Annotated in this window: 14 protein-coding genes, 1 other RNA gene and 1 pseudogene; 10 read left to right on the plus strand and 6 right to left on the minus strand. The window is 70.3% G+C overall.

Annotated features, from left to right (window positions below):
• Both NH287_RS04105 and rnpB read left to right on the plus strand, forming a co-directional pair.
• Nucleotides 1-366, plus strand: a pseudogene (locus tag NH287_RS04105) (bifunctional 3'-5' exonuclease/DNA polymerase); the annotation flags it as partial.
• 31 nt (nucleotides 367-397) lie between these two features.
• An RNA gene (rnpB, locus tag NH287_RS04110) (RNase P RNA component class A) lies at nucleotides 398-762 on the plus strand.
• A 15-nt stretch (nucleotides 763-777) separates the two neighbouring features.
• On the opposite strand, the gene ppgK is transcribed toward rnpB, so the two are convergent.
• Entirely contained in the window at nucleotides 778-1,599 is an 822-nt protein-coding gene (gene ppgK, locus NH287_RS04115) for a polyphosphate--glucose phosphotransferase (RefSeq protein WP_253034581.1), read from the minus strand.
• Nucleotides 1,600-1,691: 92 nt separating this feature from the next.
• On the opposite strand from ppgK, the gene NH287_RS04120 reads away from it, so the two are divergent.
• From NH287_RS04120 to NH287_RS04140, 5 genes are all read left to right on the plus strand, one after another.
• Nucleotides 1,692-1,874, plus strand: coding sequence for an SPOR domain-containing protein (locus NH287_RS04120; RefSeq protein ID WP_253034582.1), 183 nt, complete (start codon nucleotides 1,692-1,694; stop codon nucleotides 1,872-1,874).
• A gap of 78 nt (nucleotides 1,875-1,952) precedes the next feature.
• Nucleotides 1,953-3,290 (plus strand): type I glutamate--ammonia ligase, encoded by a 1,338-nt coding sequence (gene glnA, locus NH287_RS04125; RefSeq protein WP_253034583.1) that lies wholly within the window; start codon nucleotides 1,953-1,955, stop codon nucleotides 3,288-3,290.
• A gap of 4 nt (nucleotides 3,291-3,294) precedes the next feature.
• A complete protein-coding gene (locus tag NH287_RS04130; RefSeq protein WP_253034584.1) occupies nucleotides 3,295-6,276 on the plus strand; it encodes a bifunctional [glutamine synthetase] adenylyltransferase/[glutamine synthetase]-adenylyl-L-tyrosine phosphorylase in 2,982 nt (993 codons plus the stop codon).
• Nucleotides 6,277-6,303: 27 nt separating this feature from the next.
• Nucleotides 6,304-7,212 carry a DUF808 domain-containing protein gene (locus tag NH287_RS04135; protein ID WP_253034585.1) on the plus strand — a complete coding sequence of 303 codons (909 nt, stop codon included), beginning with the start codon at nucleotides 6,304-6,306 and terminating at the stop codon, nucleotides 7,210-7,212.
• A gap of 48 nt (nucleotides 7,213-7,260) precedes the next feature.
• Nucleotides 7,261-7,527: a hypothetical protein gene (locus NH287_RS04140; protein ID WP_253034586.1), complete on the plus strand. Its 267-nt coding sequence runs from the start codon at nucleotides 7,261-7,263 to the stop codon at nucleotides 7,525-7,527.
• A gap of 63 nt (nucleotides 7,528-7,590) precedes the next feature.
• Here the strand turns inward: NH287_RS04140 and glnA (NH287_RS04145) are convergent, their stop codons facing one another.
• On the minus strand, nucleotides 7,591-9,015 hold the full coding sequence (gene glnA / locus NH287_RS04145) for a type I glutamate--ammonia ligase (protein ID WP_253034587.1): 1,425 nt from the start codon (nucleotides 9,013-9,015) through the stop codon (nucleotides 7,591-7,593).
• A gap of 131 nt (nucleotides 9,016-9,146) precedes the next feature.
• Between glnA (NH287_RS04145) and NH287_RS04150 the strand changes: the two genes are divergently transcribed.
• Nucleotides 9,147-9,575 (plus strand): RDD family protein, encoded by a 429-nt coding sequence (locus NH287_RS04150; RefSeq protein ID WP_359918819.1) that lies wholly within the window; start codon nucleotides 9,147-9,149, stop codon nucleotides 9,573-9,575.
• 9 nt (nucleotides 9,576-9,584) lie between these two features.
• On the opposite strand, the gene NH287_RS04155 is transcribed toward NH287_RS04150, so the two are convergent.
• Entirely contained in the window at nucleotides 9,585-10,295 is a 711-nt protein-coding gene (locus tag NH287_RS04155; RefSeq protein ID WP_217531720.1) for a DUF4191 domain-containing protein, read from the minus strand.
• Between the two features lie 117 nt (nucleotides 10,296-10,412).
• On the opposite strand from NH287_RS04155, the gene NH287_RS04160 reads away from it, so the two are divergent.
• Nucleotides 10,413-11,687, plus strand: a complete 1,275-nt coding sequence (locus NH287_RS04160) for a hypothetical protein (RefSeq protein ID WP_253034588.1) — start codon at nucleotides 10,413-10,415, stop codon at nucleotides 11,685-11,687.
• Nucleotides 11,688-11,701: 14 nt separating this feature from the next.
• Here NH287_RS04160 and sucB read toward each other — a convergent pair whose 3' ends face one another.
• The 3 genes from sucB to NH287_RS04175 form a co-directional block, all read right to left on the minus strand.
• On the minus strand, nucleotides 11,702-13,429 hold the full coding sequence (gene sucB, locus NH287_RS04165) for a 2-oxoglutarate dehydrogenase, E2 component, dihydrolipoamide succinyltransferase (protein ID WP_253034589.1): 1,728 nt from the start codon (nucleotides 13,427-13,429) through the stop codon (nucleotides 11,702-11,704).
• 63 nt (nucleotides 13,430-13,492) lie between these two features.
• Nucleotides 13,493-14,863, minus strand: coding sequence for a dihydrolipoyl dehydrogenase (gene lpdA / locus NH287_RS04170; RefSeq protein ID WP_253034590.1), 1,371 nt, complete (start codon nucleotides 14,861-14,863; stop codon nucleotides 13,493-13,495).
• Nucleotides 14,860-16,332, minus strand: coding sequence for a leucyl aminopeptidase (locus NH287_RS04175; protein WP_253034591.1), 1,473 nt, complete (start codon nucleotides 16,330-16,332; stop codon nucleotides 14,860-14,862). Before NH287_RS04175 ends, lpdA begins: the two co-directional genes overlap by 4 nt.
• Before the next feature lie 86 nt (nucleotides 16,333-16,418).
• On the opposite strand from NH287_RS04175, the gene NH287_RS04180 reads away from it, so the two are divergent.
• Nucleotides 16,419-17,348, plus strand: a complete 930-nt coding sequence (locus NH287_RS04180) for a proteasome assembly chaperone family protein (RefSeq protein ID WP_064002137.1) — start codon at nucleotides 16,419-16,421, stop codon at nucleotides 17,346-17,348.
• Nucleotides 17,349-17,432 lie beyond the last annotated feature (84 nt).

Here is a 17,432-nt window from a genome sequence, read left to right on the forward strand (position 1 = left end):
GACAGGACGCGCGCCCGCCGCGCCGCGCGCGACCGTGGGCGCTTCACGCGCAACTTCGTCGTGCAGGGGACGGCGGCGGAATGGGCCCTCGCGTGGCTGGGCGACCTGCGTGCGCGCCTCGCGGCACTGCCGCTCGTCGACGAAGCGGATTCCGCGCCGCGGTCGGGTCCGCTCCACGCACGGCAGGCGCACCTGGCCTTCTTCCTGCACGACGAGGTCATCGTCCACACGCCCGCCGCGCACGCGGCGCTCGCGGCCGAGGCGGTGTCGCTCGCGGCCGACGCGGCCACGCGCCGGCTCTTCGGCGACATCCCGTTGGACTTCCGCCTCGACCTGCAGGTGCGGGTCGACGCCGCGAAGGAGTGACCGGCCGGCCGGATAGACTCGACCCCGCGAATGGGTCGGCTGGACGGTCGCGTGGCGCGAGAGCGCACCGAGGAACGTCCGGGCTCCACAGGGCAGGGCGGTGGGTAACACCCACCCGGAGTGATCCGCGAGACAGTGCCACAGAGAGCAGACCGCCCCGGTTCCGACCGGGGTAAGGGTGAAAGGGTGGTGTAAGAGACCACCGGGGTCGTGGTGACACGACCCGCACGGTAAACCTCGCCCGGAGCAAGGTCAGACAGGGGATGCCGACGCGGCCCGCCGAGTCCCCGGGTAGACCGCTGGAGCGGCACGGCAACGTGCCGCCGAGAGAGATGACCGTCCACGGGGTCCGCGAGGACCCCCGGACAGAACCCGGCGTACAGGCCGGCCCATTCGCCCCCGGACGACGCGTCAGCGCGCGGTGGTGTCCGCCAGGTCGCCGCCCTGCTCGGCCGACACGTCCTCACGCTCGCCCGCGAGAGCGAGCGCCGCCGCACCGATGATGCCCGCGTTGTTGCGGTGCACGGCGGGGACGATCTCGGTCTTCAGATCGAGCAGCGGCAGGAACTTGTCGGCGTGCTTCGAGACGCCGCCGCCGACGACGAACAGGTCGGGCGTGAACAGGAACTCGAGGTGGCTGTAGTACTGCTGCAGACGGCCGGCCCAGGCATCCCATTCGAGTTCCTCGCGCTCCATCGCCGAGTAGGCGGCGAAGTGCTCGAAGTCCTTCTTGTGACCGGGGCGGTGCAGGTGGCCCAGCTCCGTGTTCGGAACGAGGACGCCCTTGTAGATCATCGCGGTGCCGATGCCGGTGCCGAGGGTCGTCAGCAGGACGAGGCCGTTGCGGTCCTTCGCGGCGCCGTAGCGCATCTCGGCGACGCCGGCGACGTCCGCGTCGTTGGCGAAGTGAATCTGGCGGCCGAGTCCCTTCTCGAAGAAGGCCTCGGCCTCGAAGTCGATCCACGTGTCGGCGACGTTCGCGGCGGACAGGGTGCGGCCGTTCTTCACGATCGCCGGGAACGCGACGCCCAGGGGGACGTCGGCGTCGGTGACCTCGAGCTTCTCGAGCACCTCGCGCACGGCCGTGAGCACGTCGTCGGGTTCGGCGCCCTTGGGCGTCGGGACCTTGATCCGGTCGGTGAGGAGCGTTCCTTGCGAGAGGTCGACGAGGGCACCCTTGATGCCCGTCCCTCCGATGTCGATGCCGACGGCGGTGGTGGCGGTCCCAGTCATGCCTCCGAGCCTACTGCGACCGCGCGATGGGAATCGTAGGATGCCGGGCGCCGCCTTCGTAGGATGAAGCACACGAGGCCGAGGAGGACCCCATGAGCGACGCCGACAAGTACTGGTACAACCTGAAGACGGGCGAGGTGCAGCAGGGGTACGAGGTGCCGTCGGTCGATCGGGCCGGCCCGTTCGACACCGCCGAAGAGGCGGCGCGCGCTCCCGAGATCATGCGCGAACGCTCCCGCGCGTGGGCGGCGGAGGACGCGGCCGAAGACGACTGAGGCGCGCCCGCGTCGCGTGAGTGCGGCGCCGTGGCGGACCGATAGTCTTGCAGTCGGCTCGGCACCGGGAAGGATGCGATGGACAAGCAGCGTGACTTCGTTCTGAGGACGATCGAGGAACGGGGGGTCAAGTTCATCCGGTTGTGGTTCACCGATGTGACCGGAACCCTCAAGTCGGTCGCGATCGCCCCCGCCGAGGTGGAGGGCGCCTTCGCGGAGGGACTCGGCTTCGACGGGTCCGCGATCGAAGGTCTGACCCGTTCCTACGAGTCCGACCTGCTGGCCCACCCGGACCCCTCCACGTTCCAGACCCTGCCCTGGCGCGGCGAGATCGACCCGACGGCGCGCATGTTCTGCGACATCACGACCCCCGACGGGCAGCCCGCGGTCGCCGATCCGCGCAACGTGCTCAAGCGCGCCCTCGCCAAGGCGGGGGACGCCGGCTTCACCTTCTACACGCACCCCGAGATCGAGTTCTACCTGCTCAAGTCGTCGTCCTTCGGTCCCGAGGGACCCGAGCCCGTCGACTCGGCTGGCTACTTCGACAACGTCCCCGGCGGCACGGCGCACGACTTCCGCCGCCGCTCGGTGCGGATGCTCGAGGACCTCGGCATCTCCGTCGAGTTCAGCCACCACGAGGGTGGGCCGGGTCAGAACGAGATCGACCTCCGGTACGCCGACGCGCTGGCGACGGCTGACAACATCATGACGTTCCGCACCGTCGTGAAGGAGGTGGCGATCGAGCAGGGCGTCTACGCGACGTTCATGCCGAAGCCCCTCAGCGGCAAGCCGGGCAGCGGCATGCACACGCACATGTCCCTGTTCGAGGGCGACATGAACGCGTTCTACGAGGAGGGCGCGCAGTACCAGCTCTCCAAGACCGGCCGCCAGTTCATCGCCGGCCTCCTGCGTCACGCGAACGAGATCTCGGCCGTCACGAACCAGTTCGTGAACTCCTACAAGCGCCTCTGGGGCGGGGACGAGGCACCGAGCTTCATCTGCTGGGGCCACAACAACCGCTCCGCCCTCGTGAGGGTGCCGATGTACAAGCCCAACAAGGGCCAGTCGACGCGCGTCGAGTACCGCGCCCTCGACTCCGCCGCCAACCCATACCTCGCGTACGCGCTCATGCTCGCCGCTGGCCTCAAGGGCATCCAGGAGGAGTACGAGCTCCCGCCCGAGGCCGAGGACAACGTGTGGTCGTTGACGGATGCCGAACGCCGGGCCCTCGGCTACGGTCCGCTTCCCTCGAGCCTCGACCACGCCCTGGAGTACATGGAGGAGTCCGAGCTCGTCGCCGAGACCCTCGGCGAACAGGTGTTCAACTACGTGCTGCTGAACAAGCGCCGCGAGTGGCAGGAGTACCGGTCGCAGGTCACCCCGTTCGAGCTGCAGAAGAACCTCGAGATGCTCTGAGGCGATGGCCTCCACCGAGCGACGCGCAGCACTCACCGATCTGGCCCGTGCGGGCTTCTCCGACCTCGAGCCATCCTCCGACGCCCTCGACGAGCTGAGCTCCCTCACCGGGATCGACCGCGGCCACCTCGTCGAGAGCGCCCAGCGGGCGGCGGACCCCGACGGCGCGGTGCAGGCCTGCGTGCGGATCGGCCGGCGCGATGCCGCCGCCCTGCGCACCGCCATGGACGACGCGGGCGCGGTGCTGTGGTCGCTGCTCGGTGCCTCGTCGGGGTTCGCGGACTTCTTCCTCCGCCACCCCGAGGAGCTCACCCACCTCGTCGGGGCCGGTCGCATGCTCCCCTCGCCGCAGGCGATGCGGGAGGGGCTGCTCGAGGCGATCGGAGCGGATGCCGACGGTTTCGCGGCGGCATCCGATGAATCCGCGTGGGTCGCCCTGCGCGTCCGCTACCGGCGGATCGTCGCGCTCATCGCGGCGTACGATCTCGCCGCGCCCGACGCGACCGACGTCCTGCCCGAGGTGGCGGCCGCTCTCGCCGACGCCGCCGGCGCCGCCCTCGACGCCTCGCTGTGCGCGGCGCGGACGCGTGCGGCGCTCGCGATGTTCCCGCGCGAGCAGGTCGCGGCGACGCGGCTGGCCGTCATCGGGATGGGCAAAACCGGGGCCCGCGAACTGAACTACGTGAGCGACGTCGACGTGATCTTCGTCGCCGGGGTCGCCGACGGCGCCGACCTGGCGGAGGGGCGCGCGATCGACATCGCGACCCGTCTCGCCACCCTCACGATGCGCGGCATCTCGGACGTCGAGATCGAACCGCCGCTGTGGGAGGTCGACCCCAACCTGCGACCCGAGGGCAAGCAGGGTGCGCTCGTGCGGACCCTCGACTCGCACCTGTCCTACTACGCCCGGTGGGCGAAGAGCTGGGAGTTCCAGGCCCTCCTCAAGGCGCGCCCGCTCGCGGGCGACCTGGCGCTGGGGGAGGAGTACTGCGCGGCCGTGCAGCCGCAGGTGTGGACGAGCAGCGCGCGCGAGAACTTCGTCGACAGCGTCCAGCGGATGCGCGAACGCGTGACGGATCACATCCCCGCCGACGAGGTCGCGCGGCAGTTGAAGCTCGGGCCGGGCGGCATCCGCGACATCGAGTTCACAGTGCAGCTGCTGCAACTGGTCCACGGTCTGGCCGACGAGGGGATCCGGCAGCAGAGCACGCTCGGGGCCCTCGTCGCGCTCGTCGGCGAGGGGTACATCGGACGGACGGATGCCGCGGCTTTTGGCCAGCACTACCGCACCCTCCGGGTCATGGAGCACCGACTGCAGCTGCGCCGCCTGCAGCGCACGCACCTCATGCCGACCACGGACGACGAGCTGCGCGTCCTGGCGCGGGCCACGGGCCTCGCCACCGACGCGGCGGGCATCGGCGCGGTCTGGGAGCGGATCAAGCAGCAGGTACGCGAGATCCACATCCGTCTGTTCTACCGGCCGCTGCTGTCGGCCGTGGCGGCCCTCCCGGCCGAGGAGCAGGGGGCGCTGTCGTCCACGCAGGCGCACGATCGTCTCGCGGCCATCGGCTTCCGCGATCCCGCCGGCACGCTCCGCCACATCGGCGCACTGACGAGTGGACTCAGCCGCAAGGCCACCATCCAACGGCACCTCATGCCGGTGATGATCCGGTGGTTCGCCGACGGCGTCGACCCCGACTACGGGATGGTCTCGTTCCGCCGCATCAGCGAACGCCTCGGCGACACGCCGTGGTTCCTCCGCATGCTCCGGGACTCGTCGGGCGCGGCCGAACGGCTCACCCACGTGCTCTCCGGCTCCCGCTACGCCGCCGACCTCATGGAGTGGATCCCCGAGGCGGTCGCGTGGCTGGACTCGTCCGAACAGCTGCGCCCGAGGTCCGGGTTCGCCCTGCAGCAGGAGGCTCGCGCCATCCAGGCCCGTCACGAGTCGATCGGCGACGCGATGCGGTCGGTCCGTGCGCTGCGACGCCGGGAACTGCTGCGTCTCGCTCTCGGCGGCCTGCTCGGCGAGTTGACGATGGCCGAGCTCGCCGACGGTCTCACCTCCATCAGCGAGGTGACGATCCAGGCGACGCTGCGGGCCGTCTGGCGGGAGGTCGTGCCCCCCGAGGACGATTCGCTCGATTTCGCGGTGATCGCGATGGGGCGCTTCGGCGGCGGCGAGCTGGGCTTCGGATCGGATGCCGACGTCATGTTCGTCTACGACCCCAACGGTGTGCCGCCGCAGCGCGCCCACGATCTCGCGCTGAAGATCGTGCAGGGTCTGCGCACGCATTCCGAGGACCATCGCGCGCCGTTCGACCTCGACGCGGGGCTGCGGCCCGAGGGCCGGAACGGGCCCATGGCGCGCTCGATCGACGCCTACGCCGAGTACTACCGGCGCTGGTCCCTGTCGTGGGAGGCTCAGGCCCTGCTGCGGGCGAGGGGCGTCGCCGGCAGCGTCAAGCTGATCGCGCGGTTCATGGCGTTGGCGGACGAGGTCCGTTATCCGCTCGATCCCGACCCGCAGGGCCTGCGCGAGATCAAACGCATCAAGGCGCGCGTCGAGAACGAGCGGCTGCCGCAGGGGGCCGACCGGTCGCGTCATCTGAAGCTCGGCCCCGGCGGCCTCAGCGACGTCGAATGGCTCGTGCAGCTGCTGCAGTTGCAGCACGCCGCGCAGGTCGAGGGTCTTCGGACGACGTCCACGACACAGGCACTCGCGGCAGCGCAGGGCGCCGGATTGATCCCGGATGCCGCAGCCGAGCGCCTGGCCGCGGCATGGTGGCTTGCGAGCCGGCTTCGATCGGCGAACACCCTGCTGTCCGGACAGACGAGCGACGTGCTGCCGAGCGACCGTGGCAAACTCGACGGGATCGGCCGCCTCCTGGAGTATGAACCGCGCTCGGCCACGCAGGTGGAGGAGGATTGGCTGCGGACCGCGCGGCGAGCCCGCCGCGCCTTCGAGAATCTCTTCTACGGCTGAGCGCCGACCCACTGAAAGGCTTCCCCCATGTCCGTTGGACTACTGGCCGTCGTCGACGACATCCTCAGCGCCGCCCTGAAAGCGTCGTCCAAGACCGCGGGTGTCGTCATCGACGACGCCGCGGTGACCCCGCAGTACGTGCAGGGTGTGACCCCGGCCCGCGAACTGCCGATCGTCGGCAGGATCGCCCTCGGCTCGTTGATCAACAAGTTCCTGATCATCATCCCGATCGCCCTCGTGCTGACCGCTTTCGCGCCGTGGGTGCTGCCCTACCTCCTGATCCTGGGCGGCGCCTTCCTCTGCTTCGAGGGTGCGGAGAAGGTCCTCGAGTGGTTCGGGTTCCACCTCCACGCGGAGGAGGAGGCGGAGCGCGACGAGAAGAAGCTCGTGCTGGGCGCCGTCCGCACCGACCTCATCCTTTCGAGCGAGATCATGCTCATCTCGCTGGACAGCCTGGAGGAAGGGCTCGGGATCTGGCAGACCCTCGCCATCCTGGCTGTCATCGGATTCATGATGACGCTGCTCGTCTACGGGGCCGTCGCCCTGCTCGTGAAGATCGACGACATCGGTCTGCGGATGGCGAAGAGCCCGGTCAGGCGCGTCCGCCACAACGGCGCCCGCATCGTGCGGTCCATGCCCGCGGTGTTCCGCGGGATCAGCATCCTGGGGACCGTGGCGATGCTGTGGGTCGGTGGATACCTCGTCCTGGAGAACGTGGGCAAGGTCGGATGGCACTGGACGACCGACCTCCTGCACGGCGTCGAGCACCTGCTCGAGGCTGCCGGTCCGGTCGTGGTCTGGGTCGGCGAGACGCTGGTCTCCGCGATCGCCGGCCTTCTCCTCGGCCTCGTGATCGTCGGGGTGATCATGCTCGTCGGCCGGCTCCGCGGAGGCCACCAGGAGCACAGCGGCAGTTCGTCCGCCTCCGTTCACTGACCTGTCAAGGGGTCCGGCGGCTACCAAGCGGGGCCGTACCGTCCAGTCATGACCAACGATCAGAACTCCGCTCCGGTCGAGCCCACCGAGGCCACCGACACCGCCCACTCGCAGGACGACCAGATCGATCACGACACCGCGTACAGCCCCGGCAGCGAGACCGAGACGCAGCAGAAGCAGGACGAGCACGTCTCCGACGAGGTGGCGGGCGACATCGACGAGGATCAGGTGCAGGTCGCACCGGGCACCGGGGGACCCGACGACGTCGGCGAGGTCGAGGTCGACCCGAAGGAGATCAACCTCCCCGGGTTCTGACCCGCGGCCGCACACGTGAAAGGCCCGCCGGCGCGATGCCGGCGGGCCTTCACAGTCGGGCGATCAGACCCCGAAGTACAGCTCGTACTCGAACGGGTGCGGACGCGCCGCGATCGGCTTGATCTCGTTCTCGATCTTGTACTCGATCCACGTCTCGATGAGCTCGGGCGTGAACACGTTGCCCCGCGTCAGGAACTCGTGGTCGGCGCGCAGCGCCTCGAGCGAGTCGAGGAGCGAGTTCGGGACCTGCGGGATGTTCTTGGCTTCCTCGGGGGGAAGCTCGTACAGGTCCTTGTCGACCGGCTCGTGCGGCTCGATGCGGTTGATGATGCCGTCGAGGCCGGCCATCATCTGCGCGGCGAAGGCGAGGTACGGGTTACCGGAGGCATCCGGTGCGCGGAACTCGATGCGCTTGGCCTTCGGGTTCGACCCGGTGATCGGGATGCGGATGGCCGCCGAGCGGTTGCCGGCCGAGTAGACCAGGTTGACCGGCGCCTCGTAGCCCTTGACCAGTCGCTTGTACGAGTTGATCGTCGGGTTGGTGAACGCGAGGACCGCGGGGGCGTGAGCCAGCAGGCCGCCGATGTACCAGCGAGCGGTGTCCGACAGCCCGCCGTAGCCCTTCTCGTCGTAGAAGAGCGGCTTGCCGTCGAGCCACAGCGACTGGTGCGTGTGCATGCCGGAGCCGTTGTCGCCGAAGAGCGGCTTGGGCATGAAGGTCGCGACCTTGCCCCACTGCTCGCAGGTGTTCTTGACGATGTACTTGAACTTCAGGATGTCGTCCGCCGAGTGCACCATGGTGTCGAAGCGGTAGTTGATCTCCTGCTGGCCGCCGGTGCCCACCTCATGGTGCGAGCGCTCGAGGGCGAAACCGGCCTCGATCAGCTTCAGCGAGATGTCGTCACGCAGGTCGGCGGTTTTGTCGACCGGGCTGACCGGGAAGTATCCGCCCTTGTACGGCGTCTTGTTGGCGAGGTTGCCGCCCTCTTCGGCGCGGCCGGTGTTCCAGGCGCCCTCTTCGGAGTCGACGGAGTAGAAGCTCGAGTTCTGCTTCACCTCGTAGCGGACGTCGTCGAAGATGTAGAACTCCGCCTCGGGGGCGAAGAATGCGGTGTCGGCGATGCCGGTCGACGCGAGGTACTTCTCCGCCTTCTTGGCGACCTGACGCGGGTCCTTGTGGTAGATCTCGCCGGTGCGCGGGTTGTAGATGTCGAAGATCATGACGAGCGTCTTCGCCTCGCGGAACTGGTCGAGGTAGGCCGTCGTGACATCCGGGATGAGCTGCATGTCCGACTCGTGGATGTTCGCGAAGCCGCGGATCGAGGAGCCGTCGAAGAGCTGGCCGACCGTGAAGAACTCCTCGTCGACGGTCGAGGCCGGGATGTTGAAGTGCTGCTGCACACCAGGGAGGTCCGTGAAACGGATGTCGAGGAACTTGACGTCCTCGTCCTTGATGAACGCGAGCACCTCGGAAGAATCTTTGAACATGGAGTCTCCAAGATCGGGTGCGTTGTCGTCGCCCGTCGGATCAGGCGCTCCTCGAACCTATCGGGGTGCAGTTGCCCGGCAGTGTCCCCGATGTTTCGAGGATGTTACGCGGTCCGGATTACGCTGAGACGGTGTCATCGACCCTGCCCGACTACCCCGGCGAACGGCTCGGACGTCCCGCCACCGGCCGCGGCAGCATCGGCCGGCCCGGCCGGCGCATCGGCGCCCTGTTCATCGACTACGCGGCGGCGACGGTGCTGGCGACGGCGTTCTTCGGATACGACCAGTTCGCCCTGCCTGAGAAGGCCGGCTGGACGTTGTTCGCGCCGATGATCGTGTTCGCCGCCCTCCAGATCCTGTTCATCCCCACGATCGGCGGGAGTCCGGGTCACCGGATCCTCGGGATGCGGGTGGAGCTGGCGCGCGGCGGATGGCCCGGCCTCTGGCGTCCCATCGTCCGCACGGCACTGCTCGTGGTCGTGCTGCCCGCGGTGATCTGGGACGCCGACCAGCGTGGCCTCCACGACAAGGTGGTCGGAACCGTCCTCGTCCGCGGCTGACGCGGCTGCTTACCGGGGTCGCGGAGCGCGGGCGCGCGTCGGGTCGATGCCCTTGGGGATCGGCAGCGACGTCACCGACTGCGACACCGAGTCGATGCGCTTGACGACGGCCGCGAGGGTGGCGCGATCGACGGTCTTGGGCAGCGCCTTGATGGTCTTGGCGAGCTTGGAGATGTGGACGTCACCCTCGCCGTCGCCGACGTAGAGGACCTCGATGTTGATGCCCGAGGCGACCCGCGCGACCTTCTTGCGCTCGTCGTTCACGAGGCGCGTCAGTCGCCCACGCGCACCCTCTCCGATGATGACGACCCCGCCGCGACCGACGGCCCGGTAGACGGCGTCCTGCGTCCGCGGGTTGACACCCACGGGCATGTCGGACGTCACCCAGCTCCGACCGAGACCGGTCGAGAGGATGTGGCCGGTGGCACCCGGCATCCCGTCGAGCTTCTTGTACATGACCCGCGTCGACAGGCGCGTCAGCAGGATCATCGCGAAGAGGAAGCCCATGAGCAGGCCGCTGACACCCCAGAGGATGACGCTCCAGATCTCCACCGGCGGCACGAGGAAGCCGAGGCCGACGCCCAGGGCGACACCGAGGAGCAGGGCACCGATCAAGGCCCACGGCAACCACCGGAACTCGCTCCGGGTGAACGTGTACAGCGAGCGGATCTGGGAGAAGAATCCGGGGCGCTTCTCAGGTGCGGTACTGCGGGATGCCATGTGCTCAGCCTACCTTCGCGGCCCGCGGACTTCTTCACACGTCGTCGGGCGCGGGCGGCTGTCCACCGGTCGTCGGGGCGCAGCCGATCATGGTGGGCGCGGGCGGAGGGTGGAGGAATGGAACCCGTCGCTCTGGACATCCCGCCGGCGCTGCGCGAGCTCACCGCGGCCGAGGCCCCGTTCGCCGGGGTACTGCGCGCCGGTGACCCGCCGACCGTGTGGGTGGACGCCGCTGCCTTCGGCGCCTCGCCCGCGTGGGCGGCGCACGGGGCCGAGCACCTCCTCGCCCCGATGGACACCGCCGGGACGCCGGAAGGTCCCCGTGTCGTCCTGCCGCACTGTCCCGTCAGGCTCGACGAGGTGCTGACGGACGGCTCGCCCCCGCCGGGTGTCCTCGTCACGCTGGCGGTCAGCGCCCTCCGAGGCGCACGCGAGGCGGACGGACTCGGTGCCGAGGCCGGACGATGGTGGGTCACCACCGAGGGCAGACCCGTCCTCGCGTTGATCGGCACGCTCGCCTGGCGCGAGGACACCGTCGACCTCCTCCGGCGGGTGGATGCCGCAGACCCGGCGCTGCAGCGAGCACTCGAGAGCACCGCAGCGGCGATCGGCGACCCCCGGCTCCTGCGCCGAGAGGGCGAGGCGATCGAAGGCGCGTTGTTCGCCGCGGCGGATCCCGAACCGCTTCCGACGGAACGGCGCGAGGACGGGCACCTGCCCAGGAGACGCGAACGCGCCGTGGCTCCTCCGCACGCGAGTGGGAGCGTCGCCGGCACCGTGCGGGACCTGCTCGCGCGCTTGGTGGACGTGGGGGTCGCCGAGCGGGTCGGGCGCGCGTGGGCCGCGGTCGTCCGTCGCACCCGTGCGACGCCGCGCGCGGGTGATCGGCAGGCAGACCGGCCCACGGGGGGACGGCGCCGTGTCCTCCTCGTCGCGGCAGCCGTGGCCACGGCGGTCATCGTCGGGGGCGCCCTGTGGCCGTCAGGGGAAGGGGAGCGCCCGGCAGCGGCGGCCGGCGGGTCCGCTGATCCGACGCGCGCGGCGGCGCCGTCGGCATCCGCCACTCCGGTGCGCGACGAGGATCCTGCGACGGAGGACGCCGTCCGGTCCGATGAGGGGCCGGCGGAGATCGTCGACGCGGCTCGCGGCCTGGTGGACGCGCTGGCTGCCTGTGGTGACGACGCCTGTCTCGGAAAGCTCTGGGAGGAGCCCGGAGCGGCCCGACCGATCGACGCCGCGGGTGGGGACTACGCGGTGGAGGTGGTCGACGAGTACGGCGGTGCCGCGGCCGTCCGGATCGTGACGGCCGAGGTGACCCAGGTGCTCGTCATGGTGCGGGTGGAAAAGCGATGGCTGGTCCGCGAGGTGTACGACCTCGCGGACCAGCCATGATCCCGCTGGGGGTGTCAGACGCCGAGCTGACCTTCGAACTGCGCCGCCTCGAGGCGAGCCTTCACCGCGCTGAGGAAGCGCGCGGCGTCGGCACCGTCGATGACGCGGTGGTCGTAGGACAGCGCCAGGTAGACGTAGGAGCGGACGCTGATCGCGTCCTTCCCGTCGACCGAGACGACTCCGGGACGCTTCACGACGACGCCCGTGCCCAGGATGGCCGACTGCGGCAGGAACACCACGGGGGTGTCGAACAGCGCGCCACGCGAACCGGTGTTGGTGAGCGTGAACGTGCCGCCGGCCAGCTCGTCGGGCTTCAGCTTGTTGTTACGCGTCCGGTCGGCGAGGTCGGCGATCTCGTGCGCGATCTGTGCGATGTTCTTGTCGCCCGCGTCACGCAGGACGGGCGTCAGCAGACCCCGCTCGGTGTCGACCGCGATCGAGAGGTTCTCGCTCGCCGGGTAGACGATCTGGTCGCCGTCGACGGTCGCGTTGATGATCGGGAACGCCTTGAGGGCTTCGGCGGCCGCCAGCGCGAAGAACGGCAGGAACGACAGCTTGTCGCCGGTCTTCTCGAGGAACGAGTTCTTCACCGAGTCGCGGTAGTTCGCGAGCTTCGTGACGTCGACCTCGACGACCGTCGTCAGCTGAGCGGTCTGCTGCATCGACTCGACGGCACGGCTGGCGAGCACCTTGCGCAGACGCGACATCGCCTGGGTGGTCCCGCGCAGCGGCGAGACCTCGACGGCGGCAGGCGCCGGCGCGGCGGTAGCGACGGGCGCGGACTCGGCCTTGGGGGCCTCGGCGGCCTTGAGGACGTCCTCCTTGCGGATGCGTCCACCGACGCCGCTGCCACGCACGTTCGACAGGTCGACGCCGTGCTGCTGGGCGAGCTTGCGCACGAGAGGAGTCACGTAGGTGACGCCCTCGTCGTCCGACGCCGACTCGGCCGGCGCCGGTGCGGCCGGAGCGGGCTGCTCGGCCTTCGGCTGCTCGGCCTTCGGCTCCTCGGCCTTGGGCTGCTCGGCGGCGGGCGCCTCGCTCTGGGGCGCCGGGGCCTCGGGGGCCTTCTCCTCGGCGGGTGCCGCGGGGGCCGATTCAGCGGGTGCCGCGGCGGCGCCGGATCCGACGCGGGCCAGGACGGCGCCGACCTCGACGGTCTCGTCCTCCTGGACCAGGATCTCGGTCAGCGTGCCGGCGATGGGCGAGGGGATCTCGGTGTCGACCTTGTCGGTCGAGATCTCGAGGAGGGGCTCGTCGACCGCGACGTCGTCGCCGACCTGCTTGAGCCAGCGGGTGACGGTGCCCTCTGTGACGCTCTCACCGAGCTCGGGGAGGACGACGTCCTTCGCGTCGCCGGATGCCGCCGGTGCCGGTGCCGGTGCGGACTCGGCGGGAGTCTCCTGCGGGGCGGGCTCGGCGGGTGCGGACTGCTCGGGCGCGGACTGCTCAGGTGCGGACTCGGCCGGAGCGGACTCGGCGGGCTCGGACTCGGCCGGCGCGGACGAGCCGTCACCGATCTTCGCGAGCACGGCGCCGATCTCGACGGTCTCGTCCTCCTGCACGAGGATCTCCTCGATGACGCCGCTGACGGGCGAGGGGATCTCGGTGTCGACCTTGTCGGTCGAGATCTCCAGGAGTCCTTCATCGGCCTGGACGGAATCACCGACCTTCTTGAGCCAGCGGGTGACCGTTCCCTCGGTGACGCTCTCACCGAGCGCGGGGAGGACCACGGATGTGCTCATGACTGTGTCTCCTTCAAGAAAGTGCGATGTGCTGTCTAGCTTAGTGTCGCCCGTGCGACGGGGTCAGACGGTATGGAGGGGCTTGCCCGCGAGAGCGAGGAACGCCTCGCCGAGGGCTTCGCTCTGGGTCGGATGCGCGTGGACGAACGGTGCGATGTCCTCGGGGTGGGCTTCCCATCCGATCGCGAGCTGCCCCTCGGTGATGAGCTCGCCGACGCGGTCGCCGACGAGGTGCACGCCCACGACGGGGCCGTCCACGATGCGGACGACCTTGGCGAAGCCCGCGGTCCCGAGGATCTCGCTCTTCGCGTTGCCGGCGAGGTTGAACTCATAGGCCGCGACGCGATCCCCGTGCGCGGCGCGCGCCTGCTCCTCGGTGAGGCCGACCGAGGCGACCTCCGGGTGGGAGTACGACACGCGCGGGATGGTCGATTCGGGGACGGCGACCGGCGCGAGACCGGCGATCCGCTCCGCCACGAAGATGCCCTGCTGGAAGCTGCGGTGCGCGAGCTGGAGCCCGGGGACGATGTCGCCCACGGCCCACACGTGGGGGACCGAGGTCTGCAGGTCGTCGCCCACGACGACGAACCCCCGGTCGCGGGTGACACCCGCCTCGTCCAGGCCCAGGCCGTCGGTGACGGGACCCCGTCCGACCGCCACGAGGACGTAGTCCGCCTCGACGACGGCTCCGTCCGAGAGTGTGACGGCCACGCCGTCCTCGCGCTGCGAGACGCCCTCGCAGCGGGTCGAGAGGGCGGTCCGGATGCCGCGCTTGCGGTAGGCGCGTTCGAGGGCCTTGCTCGACGCGGCATCCTCTGCCGGGAGCAGTCGGTCGAGGGCCTCGACGATGAGGACGTCGACGCCGAGCGAACGCCACGCGCTCGCGAACTCGACCCCGATGACCCCGCCGCCCAGGACGACCACCGAGCCGGGGACGGTGTCGAGCGTCAGCGCGCTCTCGCTCGTGAGCACCCGTCCGCCGACCTCGATCCCCGGGAGCGACCTCGTCTGCGAGCCCGTCGCGAGGATGACATCCGCACCCGCGTACTCGTCCTCGCCGACGATCACGGACCGGTCCGCGCTCAGCCGGCCCTCGCCGGCGACTACGGTGATGCCGCGCGTGGACAGCAGGCTCTGCAGGCCGCGGTACTTCTTGGCGACGATGCCTTCGCGGTAAGCGGTCATCCGCGCCGGATCGAACCCCGTCAGCGAGGCGTCGACGCCGACCGCGGCGGCTTCCCGCACGTGGTCAGCGATCTCCGCGGTGTGGAGGAGCGCTTTGGTCGGCACGCAGCCGCGGTGCAGGCAGGTTCCCCCGACCTTGTCCTTCTCGATGAGGGCGACCTTCTTGCCCAGCTCGCTCGCGCGGATCGCGGCGGCGTACCCGCCGCTGCCGCCGCCGAGGACGACGACGTCGAACTCGTGGCGGCTCATCGGATCTCCGCTTCGAGGAAGGCGAGCAGCGAACGGACCGTCGCCGCCGTGGGTCCCTTGTCGGTCGGGCCGAAGGGCGAGGCCTTGTTCTCGCCGCTGCCCGCGATGTCGAGGTGCACCCACGGGATGCGGGGGGCTTCGGCATCCTCTCCCGTGCGTCCGACGAAGCGGCGCAGGAAGAGCCCGGCGAACATCGTGCCGCCCGCCGGGTCGCCGACCTTGGCGTTGCGGAGGTCCGCGATGGGGGAGTCGAGTTCGTCCTCCATGTGGTCGGGGAGCGGCAGCTGCCATGCGGCCTCACCGGCGGATGCGGCCGCCTCGAGGTAGCGCGCCACGGTCTCGTCGTCGCCCATGACCCCCGTGTGGCGGTTGCCGAGCGCGACGATGACGGCACCCGTGAGCGTCGCGACGTCGACGATGACATCGGGTCGCGTCCGGCTCGCCGCGACGAGTCCGTCGGCGAGGACGAGGCGGCCCTCGGCATCCGTGTTGAGGACCTCGACACTCGTCCCGTCGAGCATCCGTAGGACGTCGCCGGGGCGGGTCGCGCGCCCGGAGGGCATGTTGTCGGCGATGCACAGCCACGCGGTCACCGCGATCGCCAGTTCGCGTTGCGCGGCGGCGCGCACCACGGCGAGCGCGGTCGCCGCGCCCGCCATGTCGAACTTCATCCCGACCATGGATGCCGGTGGCTTCAGCGACAGCCCGCCGGTGTCGAACGTGATCCCCTTGCCCACCAGGGCGATGTGGCGGTCGGCGCCCGCGGGGGAGTAGGTCAGGCGGACGAGACGCGGCGGACGGTCGGACCCCTTCCCGACGCCCAGGATGCCGCCGTAGCCCTGCGCCGCGAGCTCGGTCTCGTCGAGCACCTCGACGTCGACGGGGAGCCCCGCGACGGCCTCGATGGCGCGCTCGGCGAGATCGGCGGGTCCGAGCCATTCCGCGGGCACGTTGACGAGGTCCTTGACGAGGGCGACGGCGGACCCGGTGACGTCGACCGCGCGCAGCTCCTCCGGGTCGACGTCGGCCGACAGGTGCAGGACGACGTGGGAGGCGCGGGTCTTCCCGGACTCGGAGGACTTGTACCCCTCGAAGCGGTATCCGCCGAGGACCGCCCCTTCGGCTGCGGCGCGCCAGTGCGCTTCGGCGTGCGGGAGGGCGACGGCGAGCCGGGCGAATCCCGTCGTCGTGCGCACGGCGGCACCGACGGCATCCCGGATCGCATCGGCCGAGGGCGCTGAGCCGGTCCCCACGACGAAGAGGGGGAGCGCGGTGGAGGCGGGGGCGAAGACCCGGGTCGTGGTCCCGGGGGTGCCGCTGAATCCGATGCCGCGGAGGACCTCCTCGACACCCGGCCAGTCCGCGAGGACCGACGCCGCGTCGTCGAGCGGCGGGAGGGCGAGGATGATCGCGTCGGCACCGCCGTCGCGTGCAGGTGAAGTGGACACGGTCAGCTCGGGGTACGGCATGGACTCCATCCTATGGACGGGGGCGTTCGCTCAGAGCGGGACGGGTGGCGCGCCGCCTGCTTCGGGCGTGCTCCTACAGTGGAGACATGCCCCTGTCTGGTCCCCTCTACGAGCGCATCACGACGGCGCCGCCCGTGCCCGCGGGCCTTCCGCTGGTCGTCGCGTTGACCGGCTTCACGGATGCCGGTTCCGCGGTCACCCGCGTCGTCGACCACCTGCACACCGAGCTCGACCCGCAACCGGTCATCACCTTCAACCCGGACGTGCTGTTCGATTACCGCGCCCGCCGGCCCCTCATCACCTTCAACGGCGACCACCTCGAGGACTACCAGCCTCCCCGTCTCGACCTCGCGCTGGTCCACGACTCGCTGGGTCAGCCCTTCGTCCTGCTGTCCGGCTACGAGCCCGACTTCGCCTGGGAGGCCTTCGTCGACACCGTCGTCGGACTCGCCGAGGGGCTGCAGGTCCGGTCGGTCACGTGGGTGCACGCGATCCCGATGCCGGTGCCCCACACGCGGCCGCTGGGGACGACGGTCAGCGGCAACCGCGCCGACCTCACCGAGGCGCACTCCGTGTGGAAGCCCCGCACCCAGGTCCCCTCGACCGCCGGGCACCTCCTCGAGTACCGGCTCTCGGATGCCGGTGTCTCGGTGTCCGGGTTCGCCCTGCTGGTGCCGCACTACCTCGCGGAGACGGACTTCCCCGCGGCGGCGATCGCCGCACTCGACAGCGTCTCCGTCGCGACCGGTCTCGTCTTCGACAGCGACACCCTCCGTGAGGAGAACCGGGAGTACCTCGAGAAGGTGGACGACCAGGTCGCGGCCAGTGAGGAACTGACCGCCATGCTCGGCAACCTCGAGAACCGTTACGACGCCTACATGGCGGGCTCGACGCAGGCCCAGCCGATCATCCACACCGGCGATCTGCCGTCCGCCGACGAGCTGGCCGCCGAGCTCGAGCGGTTCCTCGCGAACCGTCCCTCCGGCGACGACGACCGGCGCCCCGGGCTCGGCTGAGTCGCACTCCACGCCGCCGTGACAGCATTCCGCCGGGGAATGCGCACAAGGTATTCGGTGTTGACACGGGTACGTACTTCATGC

Source organism: Microbacterium sp. CnD16-F (assembly GCF_024124465.1).
GTDB classification, from domain to species: Bacteria; Actinomycetota; Actinomycetes; order Actinomycetales; family Microbacteriaceae; genus Microbacterium; species Microbacterium gawkjiense.